General features: G+C 60.9%; 21 protein-coding genes. 15 read left to right on the forward strand and 6 right to left on the reverse strand.

All coding sequences use genetic code 11. The features are described 5' to 3' along the window. Together torA and torC are read right to left on the reverse strand one after the other, a co-directional pair. Complete coding sequence (gene torA, locus G5193_RS09480) at positions 1 to 2,493, reverse strand: trimethylamine-N-oxide reductase TorA (RefSeq protein WP_421205872.1); 2,493 nt, start codon at positions 2,491 to 2,493, stop codon at positions 1 to 3. Between the two features lie 40 nt (positions 2,494 to 2,533). Next, the gene (gene torC, locus G5193_RS09485; RefSeq protein ID WP_421205873.1) at positions 2,534 to 3,700 is read right to left on the reverse strand and encodes a pentaheme c-type cytochrome TorC; all 1,167 of its coding nucleotides are present in this window, start codon (positions 3,698 to 3,700) and stop codon (positions 2,534 to 2,536) included. A 145-nt stretch (positions 3,701 to 3,845) separates the two neighbouring features. Here torC and torR point away from each other — a divergent pair, with 145 nt between their 5' ends. Beyond that, entirely contained in the window at positions 3,846 to 4,559 is a 714-nt protein-coding gene (torR, locus tag G5193_RS09490) for a two-component system response regulator TorR (RefSeq protein WP_179903230.1), read from the forward strand. Between the two features lie 36 nt (positions 4,560 to 4,595). On the opposite strand, the gene G5193_RS09495 is transcribed toward torR, so the two are convergent. Both G5193_RS09495 and torT read right to left on the reverse strand, forming a co-directional pair. Further along, positions 4,596 to 5,000, reverse strand: coding sequence for a GFA family protein (locus G5193_RS09495; RefSeq protein WP_005338893.1), 405 nt, complete (start codon positions 4,998 to 5,000; stop codon positions 4,596 to 4,598). A 37-nt stretch (positions 5,001 to 5,037) separates the two neighbouring features. Beyond that, entirely contained in the window at positions 5,038 to 6,084 is a 1,047-nt protein-coding gene (gene torT, locus G5193_RS09500; RefSeq protein WP_421205874.1) for a TMAO reductase system periplasmic protein TorT, read from the reverse strand. 70 nt (positions 6,085 to 6,154) lie between these two features. Here torT and torS point away from each other — a divergent pair, with 70 nt between their 5' ends. Further along, entirely contained in the window at positions 6,155 to 8,980 is a 2,826-nt protein-coding gene (torS, locus tag G5193_RS09505; RefSeq protein WP_421205875.1) for a TMAO reductase system sensor histidine kinase/response regulator TorS, read from the forward strand. A gap of 50 nt (positions 8,981 to 9,030) precedes the next feature. Here torS and G5193_RS09510 read toward each other — a convergent pair whose 3' ends face one another. After that, positions 9,031 to 9,315 carry a hypothetical protein gene (locus tag G5193_RS09510; protein WP_421205876.1) on the reverse strand — a complete coding sequence of 95 codons (285 nt, stop codon included), beginning with the start codon at positions 9,313 to 9,315 and terminating at the stop codon, positions 9,031 to 9,033. 324 nt (positions 9,316 to 9,639) lie between these two features. On the opposite strand from G5193_RS09510, the gene glyA reads away from it, so the two are divergent. The 13 genes from glyA (at position 9,640) to G5193_RS09575 (ending at position 23,137) form a co-directional block, all read left to right on the forward strand. After that, positions 9,640 to 10,893 carry a serine hydroxymethyltransferase gene (gene glyA, locus G5193_RS09515; protein ID WP_040068624.1) on the forward strand — a complete coding sequence of 418 codons (1,254 nt, stop codon included), beginning with the start codon at positions 9,640 to 9,642 and terminating at the stop codon, positions 10,891 to 10,893. A gap of 150 nt (positions 10,894 to 11,043) precedes the next feature. Further along, positions 11,044 to 11,493, forward strand: a complete 450-nt coding sequence (gene nrdR, locus G5193_RS09520) for a transcriptional regulator NrdR (protein ID WP_005338880.1) — start codon at positions 11,044 to 11,046, stop codon at positions 11,491 to 11,493. Between the two features lie 97 nt (positions 11,494 to 11,590). After that, positions 11,591 to 12,700 carry a bifunctional diaminohydroxyphosphoribosylaminopyrimidine deaminase/5-amino-6-(5-phosphoribosylamino)uracil reductase RibD gene (ribD, locus tag G5193_RS09525; protein ID WP_421205877.1) on the forward strand — a complete coding sequence of 370 codons (1,110 nt, stop codon included), beginning with the start codon at positions 11,591 to 11,593 and terminating at the stop codon, positions 12,698 to 12,700. A 55-nt stretch (positions 12,701 to 12,755) separates the two neighbouring features. Continuing rightward, entirely contained in the window at positions 12,756 to 13,409 is a 654-nt protein-coding gene (locus G5193_RS09530; protein ID WP_005349507.1) for a riboflavin synthase, read from the forward strand. A gap of 149 nt (positions 13,410 to 13,558) precedes the next feature. Beyond that, on the forward strand, positions 13,559 to 14,668 hold the full coding sequence (gene ribBA, locus G5193_RS09535) for a bifunctional 3,4-dihydroxy-2-butanone-4-phosphate synthase/GTP cyclohydrolase II (protein ID WP_042054172.1): 1,110 nt from the start codon (positions 13,559 to 13,561) through the stop codon (positions 14,666 to 14,668). Positions 14,669 to 14,871: 203 nt separating this feature from the next. Continuing rightward, on the forward strand, positions 14,872 to 15,342 hold the full coding sequence (gene ribE / locus G5193_RS09540) for a 6,7-dimethyl-8-ribityllumazine synthase (protein WP_005338866.1): 471 nt from the start codon (positions 14,872 to 14,874) through the stop codon (positions 15,340 to 15,342). 14 nt (positions 15,343 to 15,356) lie between these two features. Further along, complete coding sequence (gene nusB, locus G5193_RS09545) at positions 15,357 to 15,770, forward strand: transcription antitermination factor NusB (RefSeq protein ID WP_005343514.1); 414 nt, start codon at positions 15,357 to 15,359, stop codon at positions 15,768 to 15,770. A 57-nt stretch (positions 15,771 to 15,827) separates the two neighbouring features. Continuing rightward, positions 15,828 to 16,787 (forward strand): thiamine-phosphate kinase, encoded by a 960-nt coding sequence (gene thiL, locus G5193_RS09550; RefSeq protein WP_026034998.1) that lies wholly within the window; start codon positions 15,828 to 15,830, stop codon positions 16,785 to 16,787. Then, a complete protein-coding gene (locus tag G5193_RS09555; RefSeq protein ID WP_421205878.1) occupies positions 16,784 to 17,278 on the forward strand; it encodes a phosphatidylglycerophosphatase A in 495 nt (164 codons plus the stop codon). Before thiL ends, G5193_RS09555 begins: the two co-directional genes overlap by 4 nt. A gap of 487 nt (positions 17,279 to 17,765) precedes the next feature. Next, entirely contained in the window at positions 17,766 to 19,490 is a 1,725-nt protein-coding gene (locus G5193_RS09560; RefSeq protein WP_100654430.1) for a dipeptide ABC transporter ATP-binding protein, read from the forward strand. A gap of 70 nt (positions 19,491 to 19,560) precedes the next feature. Beyond that, positions 19,561 to 21,117: an ABC transporter substrate-binding protein gene (locus tag G5193_RS09565; protein WP_106842304.1), complete on the forward strand. Its 1,557-nt coding sequence runs from the start codon at positions 19,561 to 19,563 to the stop codon at positions 21,115 to 21,117. A gap of 99 nt (positions 21,118 to 21,216) precedes the next feature. After that, positions 21,217 to 22,191 (forward strand): ABC transporter permease, encoded by a 975-nt coding sequence (locus G5193_RS09570; RefSeq protein WP_005349514.1) that lies wholly within the window; start codon positions 21,217 to 21,219, stop codon positions 22,189 to 22,191. Between the two features lie 4 nt (positions 22,192 to 22,195). Further along, a complete protein-coding gene (locus G5193_RS09575) occupies positions 22,196 to 23,137 on the forward strand; it encodes an ABC transporter permease (RefSeq protein ID WP_019445927.1) in 942 nt (313 codons plus the stop codon). A gap of 209 nt (positions 23,138 to 23,346) precedes the next feature. Here G5193_RS09575 and dxs read toward each other — a convergent pair whose 3' ends face one another. Continuing rightward, positions 23,347 to 25,215, reverse strand: coding sequence for a 1-deoxy-D-xylulose-5-phosphate synthase (gene dxs, locus G5193_RS09580; protein WP_421205879.1), 1,869 nt, complete (start codon positions 25,213 to 25,215; stop codon positions 23,347 to 23,349). Positions 25,216 to 25,222: the final 7 nt, after the last annotated feature.

A 25,222-nucleotide genomic window follows, 5' to 3' on the forward strand; every position in this document is an offset into this window, starting at 1 on the left:
TCAGAGTGCCGGGAACATGGGGTCGATGCCCTTGGCCGATTCCGGCGCGCCGAAGGCAGTGATGGCGGGTGCCTGCCCGCGGAACTTCTCGATCTCCACCAGTGCTGTGTGGGCCGTGGTGGCCTGCGCCAGGCTGGAGGAGCCGATGTCGGCGGTCAGCACGTTGGGATCGCCGTAGGTACAGAGAGTCCCCACCTTGCCGCCCTCTTGCGGGCCATACCAGGCTCCTTCCTGAATGCGCACCACGCCGGGAGCGTAGTCATCGCTCACCACCAGACCGGCCAATACCTGACCGCGACCGTTGAACACCCGCACCAGATCGCCGTCCTTGAGGCCGCGGGATTTGGCATCCTGCGGATTCATGTAGACAGGCTCGCGACCCTGTACCGTGTAGGTGGCGCGGTAGTTGTCGGAGGAGCAGAGCTGGCTGTGCAGCCGCTTGTCCGGGTGGCAGGATTGCAGGTGCAGCGGGTACTGTTTGCTGCCCGGCCCGCCGTGGGAGCGCTCGTAGGGCTCGATCCAGACCGGATGGCCCGGGCAATCCCCATAGCCGTAGTCGGCGATGGTCTTGGAGTAGATCTCGACAAGGCCAGACGGGGTGCCAAGCGGCTCCAGATCCGGCTCCTGACGGAACGACTCGTGGCGCACCCAGGGTTGGCCCGCCGGGAAGGTGACGAAGCCCTCGCCGTGCCAGAACTGGCTGAAACGGGGCAGACGGATGCCGATGCCGCGCCCCTGCAGGCGGGCGTCGTCATAGATGCTCTGGATCCACTCCAGCTTGCTCTTGCCACCGGTAAATTCGGCCTCGCGACCGAAGCGACGGCATAGATCGGCGAAGATGTCGTAGTCATCGCGCGCCTCGAACAGCGGCTCCACCACCTTGTACATGGCCAGAATGCCCGCATTGGAGTGAGAACCCCACTGCTCGATGTCATCCCGCTCATAGGTGGTGGTGGCGGGCAGCACGATATCGGCGAAGCGGCAGCTGGCCGTCCACTGGTGATCGATGCTGACCACGGTTTCCAGCTTGCGCCAGGCCGCGACCATCTTGTTGCGATCCTGTTGGTGGTGGAAGGGGTTGTTGCCGCAGAACACCGCCATCTTCATGTGGGGGTAGGTGATGGTCTGGCCGTTGAAGGCGATCTGCTTGCCCGGATTGAGGATGCAGTCGACGAAACGGGCCACCGGAATGAATTTGGAGTAGCCCTTCCAGTCGCCGTCATGGAGTGGTTTAACGCCGGGGATGACCGAGCTGAAACCTGACATGATGGGGCCGCTGGAGGTGATGGTGCCCGCCCCGTTGTAGTGCCAGCCAAAGCCGTAACCGCCACCTGGCAGGCCGATCTGGCCAATCATCGAGGCCAGAACCACCAGCATCCAGGCGTACTGCTCGCCGTGGTGCATGCGTTGCACGCACCAGCCGCCGATAAGCTGGGTACGGCCGCTGCTCATGGCGCGGGCCAGCTCGCGGATGGTCTCGGCAGGGACGCCGCAGATGGCGGCGGCCCACTCGGCATCCTTCACCTGACCATCGCTGGTGCCCAGCAGGTAGGGCAGGAACTTGTCAAAGCCGGTGGTGTAGTTCTTCAGGAACGCCTCGTCGTGGCGCTTCTCGCTGTAGAGGGTGTGGGCGATGCCCAGCATCAGCGGCACGTCGGTTTGCGGATTCAGGGTCACCTGATCGCAATTGAGGTACTTCTGGGTCTTGGATTTGACCGGGTCGACACTGATCACCCGGATCTCGCCCTTGGCCACCTTCTCTTTCAGCTGTGCCCAGTAGTCGTAGACGCTGTGATCCGGCACCAGCCAGCCCACCTGCAGGTTCTTGATGGGATCGGAGCCCCAGATGACGATGGTCTTGCTGTGTTCCAGCACCAGCGGCCAGGAGGTCTGCTGCTCATACACCTCCATGGCGCCCGCCACGTGGGGCAGGATCACCTGGGCGGCACCGGTGGAGTAGTCACCGGCCTTGGCCAGATAGGTGCCGTGCAGGTTCATGGCGCGCCCCAGCATGGCGCCAGCGGAGTGCAGCTTGCCCACCGACTGCCAGCCGGAGTGGCCGGCATAGAGGGCGCTCGGGCCATAGGTCTTCTGCACCCGCTCCAGCTCGTGATAGAAGAAGTCCAGCGCTTGTGACCAGGTCACCCGCACGAAGCGGTTCTGACCGCGTTCGCTGGTGTCGGACTGGTGGCCCTTGCGCAGCCAGTCCAGTCGCACCATGGGGTAGCGGATGCGGGAGGGGTTGTAGACCACCTCACTCAAGGCTTTGAGCATGTCGGTGGGGTGCTTGTCATGCTCGAACGGCAGGGTCTCGACCCAGCGGCCATCGACCACCCGGGCGCGGAAGGCGCCCCAGTGGGAACCGGACTGCACCAGCTTGTCGCCAGACTCGGCAGCCATCACGGCGCGACCGAGCAGGGAGGGGCCGATCAGGGCAGAGGCACCGCTGGCCAGCAAGCCACCCAGAAAACCACGACGGGAAATATTGATCATCTTGTTATTCCTCTCTCGGATCCGGAACTCGAATCCGGAGTTAGTGGCTGCCCTGACCACCGGTATCGGCGGCATGGTTTTGCAGGTATTTGAGCAGGGTGCGCTCCTCTTCCTTGCTCAGGCGATAGTAGGCAGACATCGCCTTGAGTCCCGAAATCCAGCCGTTGGCAGTGAAGTGAGCGGGATCCGGCGCGCCGTGGCAGGAGTTGCAGGTGGATTTGTACATCTCGCCAGCGTAATCCCAGATCGGTTTGAGCGAGGACTCAAAGCCCTTGCCATCGACCCAGGCCTGAACCTGAACCTGCTCCCACTTGATATGGGTGGCGCTGTCGGTCTCCTGTTTGAGCACTTTCTCGCTCGCTTTCAGTTCGTCACGGATGGTAGCGACGAAGACCCGCTTGCCCATGTATTCGCTCAGCACCCGGCCCTTGCCATCGCTCTCGCGCCACCCTTCGATGGTCACCTTGAGGCGATCGCCGCTGCGGTCTACGACGTCGATGCGGGAGGCGGGCAGCAGTTTGCCGACCGGGTCGGTGCTCTGTTCGCTTGCGTAGAGATTTTTTTCACCCAGGTTGTAGAGGGTCTCGGTGGCTGGCGCCTCTTGCGCGTCGTTGACCAAGGTGGCGTAAGTGGCCCGGAAGCCGCCCGCCATGTTGGGCAGTTCGTGGGCGATGCCCTTGTGGCACTCGATGCAGTTCATGTTCTTCGCCGCCGCATCTTTCATCGCCAGCGCAGCCGCCGGGGACTGCTTGGCGTGATCCATGTTGTCGTAGCTGTGGCAGGACTTGCAGGTCTTGGAGTTCTGGCTGCTCATCCGCGCCCACACCTTCTCGGCCAGATGCAGGCGCCGGTCCTCGAACTTCTCCTGAGTGTCGATGCTGTGGCCTATGTACTCCTGATAGAGGTCGTTGGCCGCCTCCATCTTGCGGGCCACCTTGCCGACGAAATCCTTCGGCTGGTGACAGTCGGTACAGACCGCCTGTACCCCTGAGGCATTCTTGAAGTGGATGGACTCCTTGTACTCCGGATAGACGGTGTCTTTCATGGAGTGGCAGGAGATACAGAATTCGAGGCTGCTGGTTTTCTCAAAGCCATAGTGCAGGCCGACGGTGCCCGCTAGGGTGACGCCGACGCCCACCAGAAGCAGCGCCAGTACCGACCAGCGACGGCTGGGGGTGCGCAGGAAGTGCCACAGTTTTTTCATCATGCTCTCTCACATCACTTTTTTGATGGGAGCCATGATAGGGAGGCGTTGTGAACAGGGCTGCCGCCACAAATTAATGAAATAGGGGTATTTATGACAAAATGTGAATAGAATAATCCTCCCTTGTCGACCATCGTGAACCCTGCCCATGAGCTACCACATTCTGGTTGTTGAAGATGATGCGGTTACCCGCGAGAAGCTGACCGGCTATTTCGAGCGGGAGGGCTATCGGGTGACGGCGGTCGAAAACGGCCAGGAGATGCGCGCCGTGCTGGCGGAGCAGAGGGTCGATCTGGTGATGCTGGATATCAACCTGCCGGGGGAAGATGGTCTGCTGCTGACCCGTGAACTGCGGGCGCGCAGCACGGTGGGGATCATTCTGGTCACCGGCCGCAGCGATGCGGTGGACCGGATTGTCGGCCTCGAGATGGGGGCCGACGACTATGTCACCAAGCCGTTCGAGCTCAGGGAGCTGCTGGTGCGGGTCAAGAATCTGCTGTGGCGGATCTCGCTGGCGGCCGCCGCGCCGAGCGAGCCTGCGGTGGCTGACGATGCGGTGCGCTTTGGCCCCTGGCGTTTTGATATTCCCCGCCGCCAGCTCAGCAAGGACGGAGTGCCGGTGCGTCTGACCAAGGCCGAATATGAAGTGCTGGTGGCCTTTGTCGCCCATGCCGGGCGGGTGCTCAGTCGGGAGCGGATCCTGACCCTCATCAGCCATCGCGGCGATGGCCCGAGCGATCGCACCATAGACGTGTTGATCCGGCGGCTGCGCGGCAAGATGGAAGCGGATCCGCGGGATCCCCAGCTGTTTGTCACCGTCCATGGTGAAGGCTATCTGTTTGCCGGTGAGATAGCCTCCTGACCTCGTTATGGTGGCCTTGACCTGTTTGACCGGGTATCAGACCGGCGGGCGGGTATCAAATTGCGGGCAGTCGTCGCCAATCTGGTGCCAGGGCGCCTTGGAGCCGACAAAGATGTGAAACGCGGGCCGCTGGCTCGGCACGTCGTCCAGTACCCCCAACCGCAGGTTGATCTTGCCGCTGCTGCTCTTCTGGCTGAACAGGCTGGAGCCGCAGTGACGACAGAAGGCCAGGGTGGTCTCTGCCGATTTCCGGTAGCGGCCGATGGCCTCTTCCCCCTTCACTATGGTGACCTTGTTGCCATCCAGTCCGCCGACCGAGGCGTAATCTCCCCCTGAAAACTTGCGGCATTCGCTGCAGTGGCAGTTCCCCATATAGTCGAACTGATCCGGCAGGGTCAGGGCGACGGCGCCGCACAGGCAGCTGGCATGTAACTCTTTCATCTCTTCTCCTTGAGTGTGCTGATCGGATTTGGAACGGCTATTCGACCCGATAGACGGGACGAAAAGCGCCATCAGAGAGGGAATCGACGGGGTCGGCCAGTGGCGCAGACTGCGTCAGAATGGGTGGCCCCATCACCCGCGGGCACTGCTCGGTATTGGCATCAGGGTGTTGTAGCAGGCAGACAGCCTGAGCGACCGCAAGGCGCCCCTGCAGCCGCATCTGATCGCTGTTGGCGGCCAGGATCTTGCCCCGGCGCAAGCCCCGCTGTACCCCGTGGCTGAAGTAGGTGCTCAGCACTTGGGGCCTGTCGAGATGGCGCTGCGCCAGCTCGTTGACCGCCACTTCGGCGGCGATGGCGCCCCCCACCAGATAGTCGAGGCCGGGATAGCGGGCCAGCGTCTGCTGCACCAGTGTGCGCTGGATTTCCCGGCTGTTGTCGCCACGCTCGGTGGTGACCAGCTTGATGGCGCTCCCCTTGATGGCATCGGCAAAGCCCGGCTCGACGAAGTTGTTGCCGCCACTTGCCTTCGGGCCGGGGAAGAGGGCGACCGAGACCGGTTTGCTGCCTGCGGGGTGGCGCTGCGCCAGCCAGTGGCCGATTTGCCAGCCCATCTGGTACCAGGAGACCCCCACCTTCGCTTGCACCAGACCGCTGGGCAGATCGTTGACCAGCCCAAAGAGCGGCAGCGGCGTGACCTTGATGGCCTCGCGCAAGCCCTGATAGCTCACCGCGCCGAGCAAGATGGCATTGCTCCCTTCCTGCACGCAGCGCTGCAACTGCTGGCGCTGCTCGGCGAGGGCACCGTAACCCCCTGCTTCGTGGATCTGCAACTTGACTCCCAGCCGCTTCGCTTCGTCCACCATGCCCTGATTGACCGAAAGCCAGTAGGCGTCGCGCAGATGGGGGTAGAGGGCACAGAGGGTCAGCGGTTTGGTTGCGGCGGTGGGTTCCAGCCACTGCTGGCGCAGCGGCTGGCCGCTGAATTCGCCGCCGGGCCAGATATCGACCGCAAAGGCGAGGGCGGCGCGGGGAAGCATTAGCAACCAGATCAGCAACAACGGGGAGAGATAGACGCTTCGCATGGTCAGGGGTTTTGTTAAAGTGTTGGGCCATATTATCCGGTCAAAGCCGACCACAACCAAGGGACTTCCCGTGAGAATCTTTTCCGGCCTGGGTGGCAAGTTGCTGCTGGCCTTCTCCCTGATGGCGTTGCTGACCCTGAGTGCTTCCCTGCTGGGCTGGGTGGGGCTTAGCCATCTGCGCCAGCTGGAGCAAGGGGTGCAGCAGACTCTGGCCGATCAGGAGCTGGCGCGCACGCTCTCTCGCCTCAGCGGCGAGATCCAGAGCGCGTCACGGCTGCTGGCCACCGCAACCAGCGAGCAGGAGCGGGAGCATCAGGGACGCTTGCTCACCCTGCAGGGGCAACAGCTACAACAGGTGCTGGCGCAACTCGGCCGTGGGCAGGGTTCAACAAGCCTCGATCAGCTCAGTCAGAGCATCATCGGCAATCTGGGTCAGCAGGGCTGGCTGGTGGGAGAGCGGTTGACCCTGATGACGCAGGGGGAGGCGCAGCGGGCCCGTCTGGTGGCGGCGGCCGGACAGATCGCCGAGCTGGCGCGCAGCCAGATGGAGAACGCCGAAACCGTGATGGTGGCGGGATTGGGCTCCCTCTACCAACAGCAAGGCGTGCAGGCGACCCGGACGCTGGACCGCCTGCTGGAGCAGGATCTCGACTGGCTGGAGCAGATGACCGAGCTGCGTCATCGTACCCTGATGCAGCAGCAGCGCATCGAGGAGATGTGGCGCAGCGAACGGCAGGAACAGTTGCAAACGCTATTGCAAGAGGGGCAGCGGGAGCTGGCTATCTTGCAACTGCGGGCCGGGGCGGTGACCGATCCGGCCCGCCGGCAGGCGGTGGAGCAGGCGCTGACCGTGCTGGCACAGAGTGACAAGCTGATGCAATTGCGCAGCGACTGGCTCGGCAAGGGGGAGGCGCTGCGGGTGCTGGCCAATGCCAATGAGGCTTTGATGAGCAGCCTCAACCAGCAGGTCGGTGAGCTGGTCAGCCGTGCCCGCGATTCGCTGGGGCAGAGCCAGCAGGCGCTAAGCCAGCGCCTCAGGCTGCTGGAGCAGGCGTTGATGGCCATTGGCCTGCTCACCCTGCTACTGCTGATGCTGCTGATGTGGCGCATGGTCTACGGCCGGATCGTCTGGCCGCTGCAACGGGCGGTGGCGGGGATGAGTCGGTTGGCGCGCGGGGATCTGGCCCCCCTTGAGCCGATCTCCAGTACCGGGCGCGATGAGCTGGCCGAGTTGGGGCGGGCCCTGCTGGTGTTTCGTGACAATGCGGTTGAGCTGGGCCGTTATCAGCGCGAGCTGGAGTCGCGGGTCGAGGAGCGCACCGGCCAGCTCAGCCACGCCAACGAGCGGCTCAATGAGGAGGTGGAGAAGCAGCGGCAGGCCCGCGCCGAGGCAGAACAGGCCAACCGCGCCAAGTCGGTGTTTCTCGCCACCATGAGTCACGAGATCCGCACCCCCATGAACGGCATTCTCGGGGGCCTGACGCTGCTGGAAGATACCCACCTCAGCGATACCCAGCAGCGCTATCTGGCCGCCATCGAACATAGCGGCGAATCCCTGCTGGAGATCCTCAACGACATTCTCGACTACTCCAAGATAGAAGCGGGCCATGTGGAGGCGCGCCGCGAGCCCTTCCCCCTGTTCCAGCTGGTGGATGACCTCAGCGCGTTGTTCCGGCCAAAGGCAGAGGCCAAGGGGGTCACTCTGGCGCTGGAATATGCGCCCGGGCTGGCGCCTGTGGTCGAGGGGGATCTGGGCAAGCTGCGCCAGGTGCTCGGCAACTTGCTCGGCAATGCGGTCAAGTTTACCGCCCGTGGCCAGATTACCCTGACGGTGGCGCCTCTTGCCTGCCAAGGCCCTTGCGCCGAGCCCTGCATCCGCTTCGTGGTGCGCGATACCGGCTCCGGCATTCCGGCCGATGAGCAGGAGGCGGTGTTCGAGGCGTTTCGCCAGCGCAAGCGCGATATAGGCCATCAGGGCGGCACCGGGCTGGGGTTGGCGATCAGTCGCAAGCTGGTGGCCGCCATGGGGGGCGAGCTTATCCTTGCCAGCGAACCGGGCAAGGGGTGTGAATTCAGCTTCAGTCTGCCCTTGCAACGCTCGAGTGCCCAGCTGCCTGCCGAGGCGCAACCGCTGCACCTTGGCCAGTCCCGTGACATCCTGCTGGTGGAGGATAACGAGATCAACCGGTTGGTGGCGCACGGCATGCTGACCCGCCTCGGCCATCGCGTCACCCTGGCGGAGGATGGTCGCAGCGCGCTGGCGCTGGTGACCGAGCGCCCCTTCGAGCTGGCGCTGCTCGATATCAATCTGCCCGATATGGACGGTATGACCCTGCGCGAGGATCTGGCCGCCATCAGTGAGGAGATGCATGAGCGGCCGCTGCCCGCCATCGCCATCTCGGCCCAGATGTATCCGGAGGATATCCGCCACTGCCTTGCCGCCGGCTTCGTCGATTTTGTCGGTAAGCCGGTGCGGCTGGCGGTGCTGGCCAATGCCATCGATCAGCTGTTTCGGCAAGAAGGGGCCTCTATCGAGCCGCGGGTGCAATTATCTGCAGCCGCGCCCCCAACTAACCAGCCCGAGTGGGCCAATCCGGTGCTGGACGCCGATCTGCCCCTGCTCGGTATGGCGCGGATCCGCCAGCTGGTCGCGCTGTTTGAGTCGCAAGGGCGGGTGTTGGTAGATAAGTTGGCTCAGGGTGAGGGGAGTGAGCAACGTCAGCTGGCGCACAAGCTCAAGGGGAGTGCGCTGGCGCTTGGGTTGACCGAATTTGCCAGCCACTGTGCGGCTCTTGAGGCGGGAGGCGGGGAGCCTGCGACAATCGGGGCGCAATTTGAAGCGGCGGTGAGCGGGTTGCAGCAGTGGCTGACGGCCAACAGGGATGCGCCGTTCTGATCCCTGCTGGCGATGTACGGCGTTTAGGGAGGGGGCCAGTTCCTGCGCCGTTATTCGATCTCGCGAAACAGCTCCTGCTTGCACTTGGCACAGACCCATTCCCGGCGAAAATCGGTCAGGTGCACCATGCCCACCTCCAGCAACTCGTGGTGGCCGCAGTGATAACAGAAGATGATGTCGCCATCGACTGATTCAGGGTGGGCCGCCAGATATTCGGCTTTGGTGGGGAGCTGCTCCCACGAGGTGGTGGGGAGATGTTTGCGTTGGCTGGTGTAGTAGACCCAGTAGAACAGAAAAAAGACCGCCAGGATCACGAATGTCAGCAGATGGTCCATCTTGAACTCCTCCGGTTAGGTGCAGCCCCTCGGATGCATGGCTGCAATCAGCTCCATCATCATTAAATTTGTTTCGAATGAATATGTTACAGGATGGATAAAGAGGGCGTTGTGATCCCCTTCGGGTTTTGCCCGCCCGCAGCGGGATGAAAAATGTGCCGTTTGGCGGAGCGGCCAGGGTATTGAACGGGGAGGGAATCTTGCTTTTTACAACATAAATTCAACATTTTTTTAGGTGGTTGGACTGTCTCTTTGATCCAGCTCACGTTACAATGCCCGCGCCCACTTCACCTAACGCGCAAACGATTTTCAGGAGAGAAACGGATGTTGAAACGTGACATGACCATCGCCAATTATGATCCGCAATTGTGGCAGGCCATCACAGACGAAACCCGTCGTCAGGAAGAGCATATCGAGCTGATTGCGTCTGAGAACTACACCAGCCCCCGTGTCATGGAAGCCCAGGGCTCCCAGCTGACCAACAAGTACGCCGAAGGTTACCCCTCCAAGCGTTACTACGGTGGTTGCGAGTATGTGGATGTGGTCGAAACCCTGGCCATCGAGCGCGCCAAAGAGCTGTTCGGTGCCACTTACGCCAACGTGCAGCCGCACTCCGGCTCCCAAGCCAACAGTGCCGTCTACATGGCACTGCTGCAGCCGGGCGACACAGTACTGGGCATGAACCTGGCCCACGGCGGTCACCTGACCCACGGCTCTCCGGTCAACTTCTCCGGCAAGCTCTACAACATCATTCCTTACGGTATCGATGAGTCCGGCAAGATCGACTACGACGACATGGAACGTCAGGCTGTCGAGCACAAGCCGAAGATGATGATTGGTGGCTTCTCCGCCTACTCCGGCATCGTTGACTGGGCCCGCATGCGCGAAATCGCCGACAAGGTCGGTGCCTACCTTTTCGTCGACATGGCTCACGTGGCTGGTCTGATTGCCGCTGGCGTCTACCCGAACCCGGTGCCCCACGCGCACGTGGTCACCTCCACCACTCACAAGACCCTGGCCGGTCCGCGTGGTGGTCTGATCCTCTCCGCCGCTGACGACGAGGAGCTCTACAAGAAGCTCAACTCTGCCGTCTTCCCGGGTGGCCAGGGTGGCCCGCTGATGCACGTCATCGCCGGTAAAGCCGTTGCCTTCAAAGAGGCGCTGGAGCCGGAGTTCAAGACCTATCAGGCTCAGGTCGTCAAAAACGCCAAGGCGATGGCCGCCACCTTTATCGAGCGCGGTTACAAGATCGTCTCCGGCGGTACCGATAACCACCTGATGCTGGTTGATCTGATCGGCCGCGAGCTGACCGGTAAGGATGCTGACGCTGCGCTGGGCAAAGCCAACATCACCGTCAACAAGAACTCCGTGCCCAACGACCCGCGCTCCCCGTTCGTCACCTCCGGTGTACGTATCGGTACTCCGGCCATCACCCGCCGTGGTTTCAAGGAAGCCGAGTCCATCGAGCTGACCCACTGGATCTGCGACGTACTGGACAACCACGACAACGATGCCGTGCTGGCCACCGTGCGCGAGAAGGTGCTGGATATCTGCCGCCGCTTCCCGGTTTATGGCTGATAAGTCAGACCATCCGGTTTGAGACCAATGCCACCTGCGGGTGGCATTGTTTTTTCTGGCTTTTACCGGTTTTGGATGGCCGTGCTACACTGGCCGACCTAGATCCTGGCCCGCCGGGCCGGTCCCTGTTCCATTAACGCCGGAGGTCCGATGCATTGCCCATTCTGTAGTGCGGTTGATACCAAGGTGATCGATTCCCGTCTGGTGGCAGAAGGCCATCAGGTGCGCCGCCGTCGTGAGTGTCTGCTCTGTCACGAGCGTTTTACCACCTTCGAGATGGCCGAGCTGGTGATGCCCCGCGTCATCAAGTCCAACGGTTCCCGCGAGCCGTTCAATGAAGACAAGCTGCGCGCCGGCATCCTGCGGGCGCTGGAGAAGCGGCCGGTGAGCATGGAGGCCATCGAAAAGGCGGTCAACCATATCAAATCCCGCCTGCGTGCCACCGGCGAGCGTGAAGTCGCCTCCGAGCTGGTAGGCAATCTGGTGATGGATGAGCTCAAGAGTCTGGACAAGGTGGCCTATATCCGCTTTGCCTCCGTCTATCGCAGCTTCGAAGATATTCGCGAGTTCGGCGAAGAGATTGCCAAGCTGGAGAAGTAAACCGCCATTCTCACCCATGTTGCCGCGTCCGATTACGCTGCGCTAATCGAACCTACGATACTGCGTAAAGCCGAGATGTGTTGTCAAAGGAGCCCGAATGTTTAGTCAAGATGATTACCAATGGATGAGTCGGGCCCTCGAACTGGCCCGCCGCGGCCGCTACACCACGGCCCCCAACCCCTGCGTCGGCGCCGTGCTGGTCAAAGATGGCGTGGTGGTTGGCGAAGGGTGGCATCAGAAGGCGGGCGAGCCCCATGCCGAGGTTTACGCCCTGCGCGCCGCCGGTGACAACGCCCGTGGCGCTACCGCCTATGTAACCCTCGAACCCTGCTCCCATCACGGTCGTACTCCCCCCTGCGCCGAGGCGCTGATCAATGCTGGCGTGGCCCGGGTGGTGGCGGCCATGGTCGATCCCAATCCCCAGGTGGGCGGACGTGGCCTGCGGATGCTCTCCGAAGCGGGGATCAAGACAGATTTCGGCCTGCTGGCGAGCGAAGCCGAGGCGCTCAACCCGGGCTTTTTCAAGCGGATGCGTACTGCCTTCCCGCGGGTGACCGTCAAGTTGGGGGCCAGCCTCGATGGCCGCACCGCCATGGCGAGCGGCGAGAGCCAGTGGATCACCTCCCCGGATGCGCGCCGCGACGTGCAGCGGCTGCGGGCCCGTCACGATGCGGTGCTCTCCAGCGCTGAAACCGTGCTGGCCGATGGTGCCTCCCTGACCGTGCGCTGGGATGAGCTGCCCCCCTCGGTGAAGGCGAGCTATCCCAAGGAGACCCTGCGCCAGCCGCTGCGGGTCATCGTCGATTCGCAAAACCGGCTTACCCCGGATCTGCCGCTATTCCAGAGCGAGAGTCCGGTGCTGCTGGCCCGCCACAAGGCAGCTGGCGAGTGGCCTTCGTGGGTGCAGCAGCTGGAGCTGCCGCTGCTGGGTGGCAAGCTGGATCTGGTCAGCCTCTTCATGCTGTTGGCCAAGCAGAACGTCAACTCGGTACTCATCGAGGCGGGGCCACGGCTGTGCGGCGCCCTGCTGGAGAAGGGGCTGGTGGATGAGCTGGTGCTCTATCAGGCACCCAAACTGATGGGCGACGAGGGACGCGGGCTGTTCCATCTGCCGGGCCTGACACGCTTGTTCCAGGCACCCAAGCTCGCCATCAAGGATGTGCGCATGGTCGGCCAGGATATTCGCATTACCGCCAAAATAGCCTGATTTATCAATGTTCAAGGGGGCATAATCTGCCCCCGTCATCAGCAAGGTGATCTGCATGTTTACCGGAATTATCGAAGCGGTGGGAACCCTGGCCGAGCTTCGCCGTCAGGGCGATGACATGGCCCTCACCGTCCACGCACCAGGTCTGGATTTTAGCGACGTCAAACTGGGTGACTCCATTGCCACCAACGGCGTCTGCCTCACCGTGGTTGCTCTTGGTGACAAGAGCTATACCGCCGACGTGTCGCTGGAAACCCTCTCCCGTACCGGCTTTGCCGCCGCCAGAGTGGGCGATCGGGTCAACCTGGAGAAGGCGCTGATGCCCACCTCCCGCCTCGGCGGCCATCTGGTCTCCGGCCATGTGGATGGGGTAGGGGAGGTGAAAAGCGTCTCCAGCAGCGGCCGTGCCATCGAGTACTGGATCAAGGCGCCGGGGGAACTCTCCCGCTATATCGCCGAGAAGGGCTCCATTGCGGTGGATGGCATCAGCCTCACCGTCAACGCGGTGCAGGGGGACCTTTTCCGCCTGACGATCGTGCCCCACACCGCGCAGGAGACCACTATTGCCAGCTGGAAGCCGGGTCACAAGGTCAACCTCGAGGTCGATCAGATCGCCCGTTATCTGGAGCGGCTGATGATGGGAAAAAGTCAGGAGAGCAGCGCCTCGACCCTGACCATGGAGACGCTGGCCAAGGCCGGTTTTCTCTGACGGTGTGCGCTGAGTCTGGCCACCAAAACGATTTTCTGTGATCCCGCTCTGATTGAAATGGAGCCGCTAGCCCCAATCTAGAGCAACATACACACGCATTTGCGTTGAGCCTGCGGGCTCAACCCCCAAGCACACTGATGGAGTAGCCCATGGCGCTGAGCACAACCCAGGAAATCATTGCCGATATCAAGGCTGGCAAGATGGTGATCCTGATGGATGACGAAGACAGGGAGAACGAAGGGGACCTCATCATGGCCGCCTCCTGCGTCCGTCCGGAGGATATCAACTTCATGGCCCGCTACGGCCGTGGCCTCATCTGCCTGACCCTGACCCGGGATCGCTGCAAGCAATTGGCGCTGCCGCTGATGGTGGATCGCAACAATGCCCAGTTCTCCACCGCCTTTACCGTCTCCATCGAGGCGGCAGAAGGGGTGACCACAGGTATCTCAGCCGCCGATCGCGCGGTGACCGTGCAGGCGGCTGTGGCGCCCAATGCCAAGGCGGCCGATCTGGTGCAGCCGGGCCACATCTTCCCGCTGATGGCGCAGGATGGCGGCGTGCTGACCCGTGCCGGTCACACCGAAGCGGGCTGCGATCTGGCCCGTCTGGCCGGTTTCGAGGCGGCCGCCGTCATCGTCGAGATCCTCAACGAAGATGGCACCATGGCGCGCCGTCCGGATCTGGAGGTGTTCGCCGAGCAGCATGGCATCAAGCTTGGCACCATCGCCGACCTTATCGAGTACCGCAACCAGCACGAGACCACGGTCGAGAAGGTGGCCGAATGCAAGCTGCCGACCGAGTTTGGCGAGTTCGACCTCATCACCTTCCGCGACACCATCGACAATCAGGTTCACTTCGCCCTGAAAAAGGGTGAGGTGCAGGCTGACCAGCCGACCCTGGTGCGGGTCCATCTGCACGATGTGCTGAGCGATCTGCTGCTGACCGACCGCCACGCCGCCCGCAGCTGGCCGCTGCCCAAATCCATGGCCCGCATCGCTGACGAAGGCGGGGTGCTGGTGATTTTGGGGGCGGAATCCCATGGCGCCGAGCTGCTGGCTAGGGTCAAGGGTTTTGAAGCCGCCGACAAGGGGTTGGCGCCGGAAGGAGCCAAGTGGCAAGGCACTTCTCGCCGCGTTGGTGTGGGTTCCCAGATCCTCAAGGCGCTCGGCGTGAGCAAGATGCGCCTGTTGAGCTCGCCGAAGAAGTACCATGCCCTCGGTGGTTTCGGTCTGGAAGTGGTTGAGTACGTCGGCGAGTAAAGCTCCACCAGAGAAGTACCATCCCCTTCCGGGCGGTTTCGGTCTGGAAGTCGTGGAATTTACCGGCGAGTAAGCGCGCCGGACTGGTTAAATCGCGATCATGGCCGTCTATTGCGGCCATGGTTTTTGTCGTGGGTCTGTTGTGCTAGAATGTGCGCACTTTTGACTCCGGCCCTTTTGATTGCACAGATACAGGATTTCCAATGAAGGTTATCGAAGGAAATATCGCCGCTCCTGAGGCGCGCGTTGCTATTGTTGTTGCCCGTTTCAACAGCTTCATCAACGACAGTCTGGTGAACGGCGCGGTGGACGTACTGAAGCGTCAAGGTCAAGTGCAGGACAGCAACCTGACACTGGTAAAAGTGCCGGGCGCGGTTGAAATGCCATTGGTCATCAAGAAGCTGGCCAAGAGTGGTCAATACGATGCCATCGTGGCGGTCGGTACTGTCATCCGTGGCGGCACCTACCACTTCGACCTGGTGGCAAACGAGAACAGCAAGGGCATGGCCCAGGTAATGATGGAATATGAAATTCCCGTTGCCTTCGGTGTGCTGACCACTGAAAACATTGAACAAGCCATCGAGCGTGCAGGTACCAAGGCGGGTAACAAGGGTGCAGAGGCTGCACTGGCAGCGCTCGAAATGATCAACGTCCTGAAAGAACTGGACGTGTAACGAGGAGAAGTACATTGAAACCGTCTGAGCGCCGTAAAGCCCGCCATTGCGCCACCCAGGCCATCTACCAGTGGCAGATGACCAAGGCTAACGTGGGTGACATCGAAGAGCAGTTCAAGATCGATCAGGACACCAAGGGTGTAGACCTGAACTATTTCCGCGATCTGCTGTTCGGGGTAGCCCTCCACTGCAGCGAGCTGGACAAGGTGTTTGCACCTTTCCTCTCCCGTCCGCTGGAAGAAGTGGACATGGTGGACAAGGCGATCCTGCGTCTGGCGACCTACGAGCTGACCCGTCGTGATGACGTACCGCCGCGCGTGGTCATCAACGAAGCGATCGAGCTGGCCAAAGCTTTTGCTGCCGATGACAGCCACAAGTTTGTCAACGGTGTACTGGACAAGGTGATCAAGTCGCTGAACAAGCGTTGATCCTGCTGTCCGTCAGCATCTAAGAGAGGAGCCAGCTTATTGCTGGCTTTTTACTGTATGGGTGAATTTGAGCTGATTGATAAGTACTTCAAGGTTCCCCACGCCCGCAAGGACGTGGTGATGGGCCCTGGAGATGACTGTGCCCTGCTGACCCTGCCCCCCGATACCCAGCTGGCGGTGAGCACCGACACGCTGGTGAGCGGCGTACACTTCTTTCCCGACATGGATCCGGTCGATCTCGGCTACAAGGCGCTGGCGGTCAATCTCTCCGATCTCGCCGCCATGGGGGCCGAACCGCGCTGGGTGTCGCTGGCGCTAACCCTGCCTGCCATCAACGAAGGCTGGGTCGCCGGTTTTGCCGAAGGGTTTCTGGAGCTGGCCGAGTACTACAATGTGGCGCTGGTGGGCGGAGACATGACCCGCGGGCCGCTCTCCATCACCATCTCGGTGAAGGGGTCGGTGCCTGCCGGGCGCGCCCTGATGCGCAGCGGTGCCAAAGCCGGTGACGGCATCTATGTGACCGGCACTCTGGGTGATGCCGCGCTGGCGCTCTCCCACCTGCTGGGCAAACGCACCCTCAACGAGAACCAGCTGGCTGCGGTGCTGCCACGGCTCGACCATCCCCATCCCCGCATTCTGGCCGGTCAGGCGCTGCGCGGGCTGGCGGGCAGTGCGCTGGATCTCTCCGACGGGCTGGCATCGGATCTCGGCCATATCCTCAAGGCCTCCGGCGTGCGGGCCCAGATCGATCTCGATCTGCTGCCGCTCTCGCCGGTGCTGCAGGATGCGGTGAGCGAGCAGGAGGCGTGGCAACTGGCGCTGGCCGGTGGCGATGACTACGAGCTCTGCTTCACCGTACCGGAGGAGCACCGCGGCGCGCTCGATACGGCGCTGGCCCACAGCGGGGTCAAGTTCAGCCGCATCGGCCGCATCGTGGCGGGCGAGCCGGGCATCGACTACCTGCGTGGCGACCAAGCGGTCGAGCTGCAACTGAAAGGGTGGGATCACTTCGCATGAGTTTGTTCAGGATAAAGCCCGAGCTGACACGACTGGATCTGAAAAATCCGCTTCATTTTTTGGCGGTGGGGTTTGGTTCCGGCCTCAGCCCCAAGGCGCCGGGCACCATGGGCACCCTGGCGGCCATTCCGCTCTACCTGCTGGTGAGCGGGCTGCCGACCCACTGGTTTATCGCCTTGCTGGCGGTGGGTTTTGTTGTGGGGATCCGTATCTGCCAGAGCGCCACCGATGCCATCGGCGTGCCGGATCACGGCGCCATCGTCTGGGACGAGGTGATCGGTTTTGGTGTCACCATGATCGCAGCGCCAGCCGGTTGGGAGTGGGTGGTGGCGGGCTTCGCGCTGTTCCGGTTGTTTGATGTGCTCAAGCCCTGGCCCATCTCCTGGTTTGATCGCCGGATCCACGGTGGCCTAGGCATCATGCTGGACGATCTGATCGCCGGCCTGTTCGCTCTGTTTTGTATGCAATTACTGGCATTCTGGCTCGGTTGAGAGCCATCTTCCGGGGGATGACCGTTCTGGCATCCCCCGATTTATATCTGCTTAATTTTCATTCATCGGCATATGCTGCCGTTTATCATCCATTTCACATAAATATTCACTACTCATTCGGGGCTCGTGATTGTTTTGGAAATAGTGATAAATGCTGCTTGTTGCGTTGTTGTTGAAATTAAAGTAATGATACCAATAGAAGTACGGACGCACCGGCCATTTGTGTGATGAAAATCATCATTTATCTCTGCCGAATTGGTGGTTATCTGCACAAAACATTGCGGAATTGTATAACTCAATCATTTACACCCGTGGTCAAACCGTCTAAGTTACTCGCGGGTTATTCCAAAAAAATGCAAAAAACCCGCCCGGATCGCTGGTTTCGCTGCCTCATGGATTGAGCAAATATTGCCCAAGGTAACAACCGGCATCTGCGGCTGATTTACGGACGAATTATTTGGGACGGATGTCCCCCGCAGAGGTAAACATGTCCTTGCTCGAAGTAAAGAACTTGCGGATCGAGTACCCCTCCCGCTACGGGGTGCTGGCCGCGGTGAAGGATCTCTCTTTCTCTATCGAAAAGGGTGAGATTGTCGGGGTGGTCGGTGAATCCGGCGCCGGCAAGTCCACCATCGGCAACGCCGTTATCGACCTCCTGAGCCCGCCGGGTCGCATCGCCCGTGGCGATATCTATCTCAATGGCGAGCTCATCTCCGGCAAGAGCCAGAACGAGATGCGGGCCATCCGTGGCTCCCGTATCGGGTTCATCTTCCAGGACCCCATGACCTCCCTCAACCCGCTGTTCACCGTTGAGCATCAGCTGGTGGAGACCATTCTGGCCAATACCGACCTCTCTCGCGAAGCTGCTTTTGCCAAGGCATTGGAGCTGATGGGGGCTGTGGGTATTCCGCAGCCGGAGCTGCGCATCAAACAGTATCCTCACCAGTTCTCCGGTGGCATGCGTCAGCGGGTGGTTATCGCCATCGCGCTCTCCTGCGATCCGGAGCTGATCATCGCCGATGAGCCGACCACGGCGCTGGACGTCTCCATTCAGGATCAGATCCTCCAGCTTATCCGCGCCCTCTGCAAAGAGCGTCAGGTGGGCTGCATGCTGGTGACCCACGACATGGGCGTGGTCTCCAACGTTACCGACAAGGTGGCGGTGATGTATCGCGGCGATCTGGTGGAGTTCGGCCTGACCGAACAGGTACTGGGCAGCCCCAATCACCCCTATACCCGCAGCCTCATCTCGGCGGTCCCCCGTTCCGATGTGAAGCTGGTGCGCTTCCCGCTGGTCTCCTATATCGAGGATGCCAGTGCGCCGGATACCAATATTGACCTCAAGACCCACTGGCTCGGCCAGAGTCAGGACGAGCGTGCCTATGAAGGGGCGCTGCTGCGGGTGGAGAACGTCGATCTGAAGTTCGTCACCAAGGACTCCATCTTCCCGAGCCGCCGCCAGTATGTACGCGCCTGCAACAACATCAGCTTCGAGATCTTCGAAGGGGAGACCTTCGGTCTGGTGGGGGAGTCCGGCTCCGGCAAATCGACCATTGCCCGCGCCATCACCGGTCTCTATCCGCCTGATACCGGCAAGATTTTCTTCGAGGGGATCGATCTGACCGCTCTCAAGAGCGAGCGCGAACGTCGCCCGCTGCGTCGCCAGATGCAGATGGTGTTCCAGAACCCCTATTCGTCGATGAACCCGCGGATGAAGGTGCGCGACATCATTGCCGAGCCGATCCGCTTCCATCAGCTGGCGAGCAGCGAGAGCCAGATCGAGGGGATTGTCGGCGATCTGCTGGATCACGTGGGTCTTGGCCGTGGTGCTGGCCTCAAGTATCCCCACGAGTTCTCCGGCGGTCAGCGCCAGCGTATCTCCATTGCCCGCGCATTGGCCACTCGCCCGCGCTTCCTCATCTGCGACGAGCCGACCTCGGCGCTGGATGTGTCGGTGCAGGCCCAGATCCTCAACCTGCTCAAGGATCTGCAGCAGGAGCTCAAGCTCACCATGCTGTTTATCAGCCACGATCTGCCGGTGATCCGCCAGATGTGCGACCGCATCGGGGTGATGCAGCACGGTCATCTGGTGGAAGTGGCCGAGACCGAGAAACTCTTTACCAATGCCGAGCATGAGTACAGCCGCAAGCTGATCTCCCTCATGCCGGAGTTCAAGGGAATGTCCCGCGAGGGGCTGGAAATCGCAAGCTAGGAGAGCGCCGGTGCGCCGGTCTGCTTGTCAAAAAAAGTGTCATAAGAAAGCCAAAAGCATGGAGAACAAGATGAAGAAAGGATTGTCCAAGATTGCCCTGGCGCTGTTTGCCGCCGGTTTCGCCTTCAGTGTCTCAGCCGCCGATATCAAGGTGGGTGTCGCTTCTGACGCCACTTCGCTGGATCCGCAGGAGCAGCTCTCCGGTCAGACCCTGGAGATGTCGCACCTGGTATTCGATCCCCTGATGCGTTACACCCAGGACCTGCAGTTCGAGCCCCGTCTGGCCGAGAAGTATGAGCGTATTGACGACAAGACCGTCCGCTTCCACCTGCGCAAAGGGGTCAAGTTCCACTCCGGTAACGACTTCACCGCAGACGACGTGGTGTGGACCGTCAACCGCCTGAAATCCTCCGTCGACTTCAAGGCGATCTTCGATCCCATCAGCGAAGTGAAGAAAGTCGATGACTACACCGTCGATCTGATTACCGCCAAGCCGTTCCCGCTGGTGCTGCAGACCGTCACCTACATCTTCCCGATGGACTCCAAGTTCTACACCGGCAAAACCGAAGCGGGCAAAGACAAGGCCGAGATCGTCAAAAACGGCGACTCCTATGCCTCTACCCACGTCTCCGGTACTGGCCCGTTCACCGTCAAGTTCCGCGAGCAGGGCGTGAAGCTGGATTATGCCCGCAACGCCAACTACTGGGATAAAGCTTCCAAGGGTAACGTCGAGAACCTGACCGTGGTGCCGATCAAGGAAGATGCGACCCGTGTTGCAGCCCTGTTGGGTGGCGACGTGGACATGATCTATCCGGTTGCGCCGAACGATCTGGAGCGTGTGAAGAATGGCAAGGACTCCCAGCTGGTCACCCTGTCCGGTACCCGTGCCATCATCATCGAGCTGAACCAGAACACCAACCCGGCGCTGAAAGACAAGCGCGTGCGTCAGGCGATCAACTACGCCATCAACCAGGTGGGCATCGTCGAGAAGATTAACAAGGGCTTCGGTACCCCTGCTGGTCAGCTGAGCCCGAAAGGCTATGCCGGTCATAACGAGGCGCTGGTGCCCCAGTATGATCTGGCCAAGGCCAAGGAGCTGATGAAAGAGGCCGGTTACGAGAAAGGCTTCAAGATGACCTTCATCTCCCCGGCTGCCCGCTACGTCAACGACGTCAAGATTGCCCAGGCTGTTTCCGCCATGCTGGCCAAGATCAACATCAAGGTGGATCTGAAGACCATGCCGGTGGCCCAGTACTGGCCGGAGTTTGACAAGTGCGCCGCTGACATGCAGCTGATTGGCTGGCACTCCGATACTGAAGATACCGCGAACTTCTTCGAGTTCCTGACCTTCACCAAGGATGCCAAGACCGGTATGGGCCAGTACAACTGCGCCGGTTATGCCAACGCCGAAGCTGACAAGATGGTGATGGATGCCAATGCCGAGACCGATCCGGCCAAGCGTGCCGAGATGCTGAAGAAGGTCGAAGCCATGCTGATCGAAGATGCTGCCTATGTGCCGTTGCACTGGGAAGATCTGGCCTATGGCGCCAAGAAGAACGTCGACATCAAGCCGGTGGTCAACGTGATGAACTTCCCTTACCTGGGTGACCTGGTGGTCAGCAAGTAAGAGAACGTCGCAAGGAAGGACGGGGCGGGGTGGTCAGCTGGCCACTCCGCCCACTAACAGAAGCCTGTGCCACGACACAGGCCACGTAGAAGGACAAGCATGTTTACATTCCTGCTGAAACGGTTCTATCAGGCCGTGATAGTGATGTTCGTCATCAGCCTGGTCGCCTTCTCCATCCAGGATAACCTGGGTGACCCGTTGCGCGAGCTGGTGGGACAATCCGTCTCCGAAGCCCAGCGTCACGAGTTGCGCGAGAAGATGGGCCTTAACGATCCCTTCCTCATCAAATACAGCCGCTTTTTGAAAAATGCGGTGCATGGGGATTTGGGCACCTCCTATTTCTTCAAGCGACCCGCTCTCGAGGTGATCCTCGACAAGCTGGTGGCTACCCTTGAGCTGGTGTTTGCCGCCGCGCTCATCATCGTGGTGGTCTCCATTCCACTCGGTGTCTATTCGGCGATCCGCCCGCGCAGCATTCCCACCAAGATCATCATGGCGGGGAGCAGTATCGGCATTTCGATCCCGGTGTTCCTGACCGCCATCATGCTGATGTATCTCTTCTCCATCCAGCTGGGCTGGCTGCCGGCCTATGGCCGCGGCGAGACCCGTAACCTGCTGGGCTGGGAGTCGGGCTTCTTCACCTGGGACGGCATCCTGCACCTGATCCTGCCGGCGGTGTCGCTCTCTTCCATCATGCTGCCGCTGTTTATCCGGCTGGTGCGCTCCGAGATGCTGGAGCAGCTCTCCTCCGAGTACGTCAAATTCGCCCGCGCCAAAGGGCTGGATAACAACAAGGTCTACTATCAGCACGCCCTCAAAAACACCATGCTGCCGGTCATTACCGTCGGCGGGGTGCAGATCGGCACTATGGTGGCCTACACCATTCTGACCGAGAGTGTGTTCCAGTGGCCGGGTACCGGCTTCCTGTTTCTTGAAGCGATCCACAGGGTCGATACCCCGCTGATCACCGCCTACGTCATCTTCGTGGGATTGATCTTCGTGGTGACCAATACCCTGGTCGACCTGCTCTACGGGTTGATCAACCCGACCGTTAACCTGACTGCCAAGGGGTAAGCGCATGACTAATGCTGTAACTGCAAGCCCAAGCCGTTGGGCACGATTCAAGAACTCTGACATCGTCTACTACTTCCTGCGGGACAAGGTAGCCATGTTCAGCTTTGCGGTGTTTGTGGTGTTCGTGCTGGCGGCGCTGCTGGCGCCCTGGCTCGCTCCGCACAACGTCTATGACCAGACCAGTTTTGATCTGATGGATGCCGAGTTGCCCCCCTCCTGGCTCGAAGGCGGCGAGGAGCGCTTCTGGCTCGGTACCGACAACCAGGGGCGGGATATCTGGAGCACCATCCTCTATGGCGCCCGTATCTCCCTCACTATCGGTCTGTTTGCGGTGGCGCTGCAGCTGGTGCTCGGTATCGTCATCGGTCTGATTGCCGGTTACTTCGGTGGCCGCATCGACAACCTGCTGATGCGCTTTGCCGATGTGCAGTTGTCGTTCTCCACCATGATGGTGGCGATCATCATCTCCGCCATCTTTCAGGCAACCTTTGGCTCCGAGTTCTACTCGAAGTTCGCCATCATGATGCTGGTGGTGATCATCGGTATCGCCGAGTGGCCGCAGTATGCCCGTACCGTGCGCGCCTCTGTGCTGGCGGAGAAGAAGAAGGAGTATGTGGAAGCAGCCAAGGTGATGGGATTCCGCGCCCCGCGCATCATGTTCCGCCACATTCTGCCCAACTGTTTGTCGCCCATTCTGGTGATCTCCACCGTGCAGGTGGCCAACGCCATCATGAGCGAGGCGGCACTCTCCTTCCTCGGTCTGGGAATGCCGGTTGATCAGCCCTCGCTCGGTTCGCTTATCAGCGTCGGCTTCAACTACATCTTCTCCGGCTCCTGGTGGATCACCGCCTTCCCGGGAATCTGTCTGGTGGTGCTGGTGCTGGTCATCAACCTGCTGGGCGACTGGCTGCGGGATGTGTTTAACCCCAAGATCTACAAAGGTTGATAACCTGCGCAAGAACTTACTGCGAGGCCGTGATCAAGGCTCATGTGCTGCTCGGAATCCTCATGTATTCACATATACTCCGGTTCCTGCGCTGCTCTTTACCTTGTTGACGGACTTCTCGCAACAGTTCTTGAACAGGTTCTAGATTATGAAGAACAAGAAGGGCGCCAGTGAGGCGCCCTTCTTTTGCTTGATAGCTTTAAGCGTTATCAGGCTTTCAGCCAGCTTTCGATACTGCGCTGGATGCCTGCATCGTCCAGACCAAGCAGGGCATAGATCTCCTGCTGGGTACCCTGTTCCACGAAGCGATCCGGCAAGCCGAGGTTGAGTACCGGCTTGCACTGTTTATTGCGCATCAGCAGCTCGTTCACCGCCGAACCGGCGCCGCCCATGATAGCGTTGTCTTCGATGGTGACGAAGTGATCGTGGCTGGCCGCCAGCGACAGCACCAGCGCCTCATCCATCGGTTTGACAAAGCGCATGTCCACCAGGGTGGCATCCAGCGCTTCGGCGGCCGTTTTCGCGTGGTGCAGCAGGGTGCCAAAGGCCAGAATAGCGGTACCCTTGCCCTCTCGCAGGATACGTCCCTTGCCGAGCTCCAGTGCCTGCATCTCTGACGAGATGGGGGAATCGCTCAGACTGCTGCCGCGGGGGTAACGCACGGCGACAGGGCCTTGCTGAAGATAGCCGGTATAGAGCATCTGGCGGCACTCGTTCTCGTCAGATGGCGTCATCACCACCATGTTGGGCACGGTGCGCAGGAAGCTGATGTCGAACGCTCCCTGATGGGTCGGGCCGTCGGCGCCCACCAGACCGGCCCGGTCGATGGCGAATAGCACCGGCAGATCTTGCAGCGCCACGTCGTGGATCACCTGATCGTAGGCGCGCTGCAGAAAGCTCGAATAGATGGCCACCACTGGCTTCTTGTCGGCGATGGCAAGACCGGCAGCGAACGTGACTGCATGTTGCTCGGCAATGGCCACATCGAAGTAGCGATCCGGGTACTGCTGGCTGAATTTCACCAGACCGGAGCCTTCGCGCATGGCAGGGGTGATGCCGACCAGCTTCTCGTCTTTGGCGGCCATGTCGCACAGCCATTGGCCAAAGATGGCGGAGAAGGTGGGTTTGGCGGCGCTCGCTTTCGGCAGGGAACACTCGTCAGGATTGAACTTGGGCACAGCGTGATAACCGATGGGGTCTTTCTCCGCCGGCTCGTAACCCTTGCCCTTCTTGGTTTTGACGTGCAGCAACTGCGGACCCTTGAGATTGCGCATGTTGCGCAGGGTCTCGACCAGCGCTTCTATATCGTGACCGTCGATGGGGCCGATGTAGTTGAAGCCGAACTCCTCGAACAGGGTGCCGGGCACCACCATCCCCTTGAGGTGCTCTTCGGCCCGCTTGGCCAGCTCCTTGACCGGCGGCAGACCGGCCAGCACCTTCTTGCCGCCTTCGCGGATGGTGGTGTAGAGCTTGCCGGACATGACCCGGGCCAGATGGTTGTTGAGCGCCCCGACATTCTCGGAGATGGACATCTCGTTGTCGTTGAGGATCACCAGCATGTCTTTATGGACATCGCCGGCGTGGTTGAGCGCTTCAAAGGCCATCCCTGCGGTAATGGCACCATCACCAATTACCGCTACCACCTTGCGACCCAGCCCTTCACTCTCGGCGGCGACCGCCATACCGAGCGCCGCACCAATGGAGGTGCTGGAGTGGCCGACGGAGAGCACGTCGTACTCGCTCTCGCCGCGCCAGGGGAAGGGGTGCAGGCCATCTTTCTGCCGGATGGTGTGGATCTGGTCACGGCGCCCGGTCAGGATCTTGTGGGGATAGGCCTGATGGCCCACATCCCAGATCAGCCGATCGAACGGGGTGTTGTAGACGTAGTGCAGGGCCACGGTCAGTTCGACCGTGCCGAGACCGGAGGCAAAGTGTCCGCTGGAGCGGCTGACAGAGCGCAGCAGATATTCGCGCAGCTCGTTGCACAGCACCGGCAGCCGATCTTTGGGCAAGGAACGCAGCTCGACCGGAGTGTCCGCGAGGGCCAGGTTGGGGAAATTGCTAATATCAACGCTCATATTGTTA

Source organism: Aeromonas sp. 601027 (genome assembly GCF_049174455.1).
In the GTDB taxonomy this organism is placed as follows: Bacteria; Pseudomonadota; Gammaproteobacteria; order Enterobacterales; family Aeromonadaceae; genus Aeromonas; species Aeromonas veronii_A.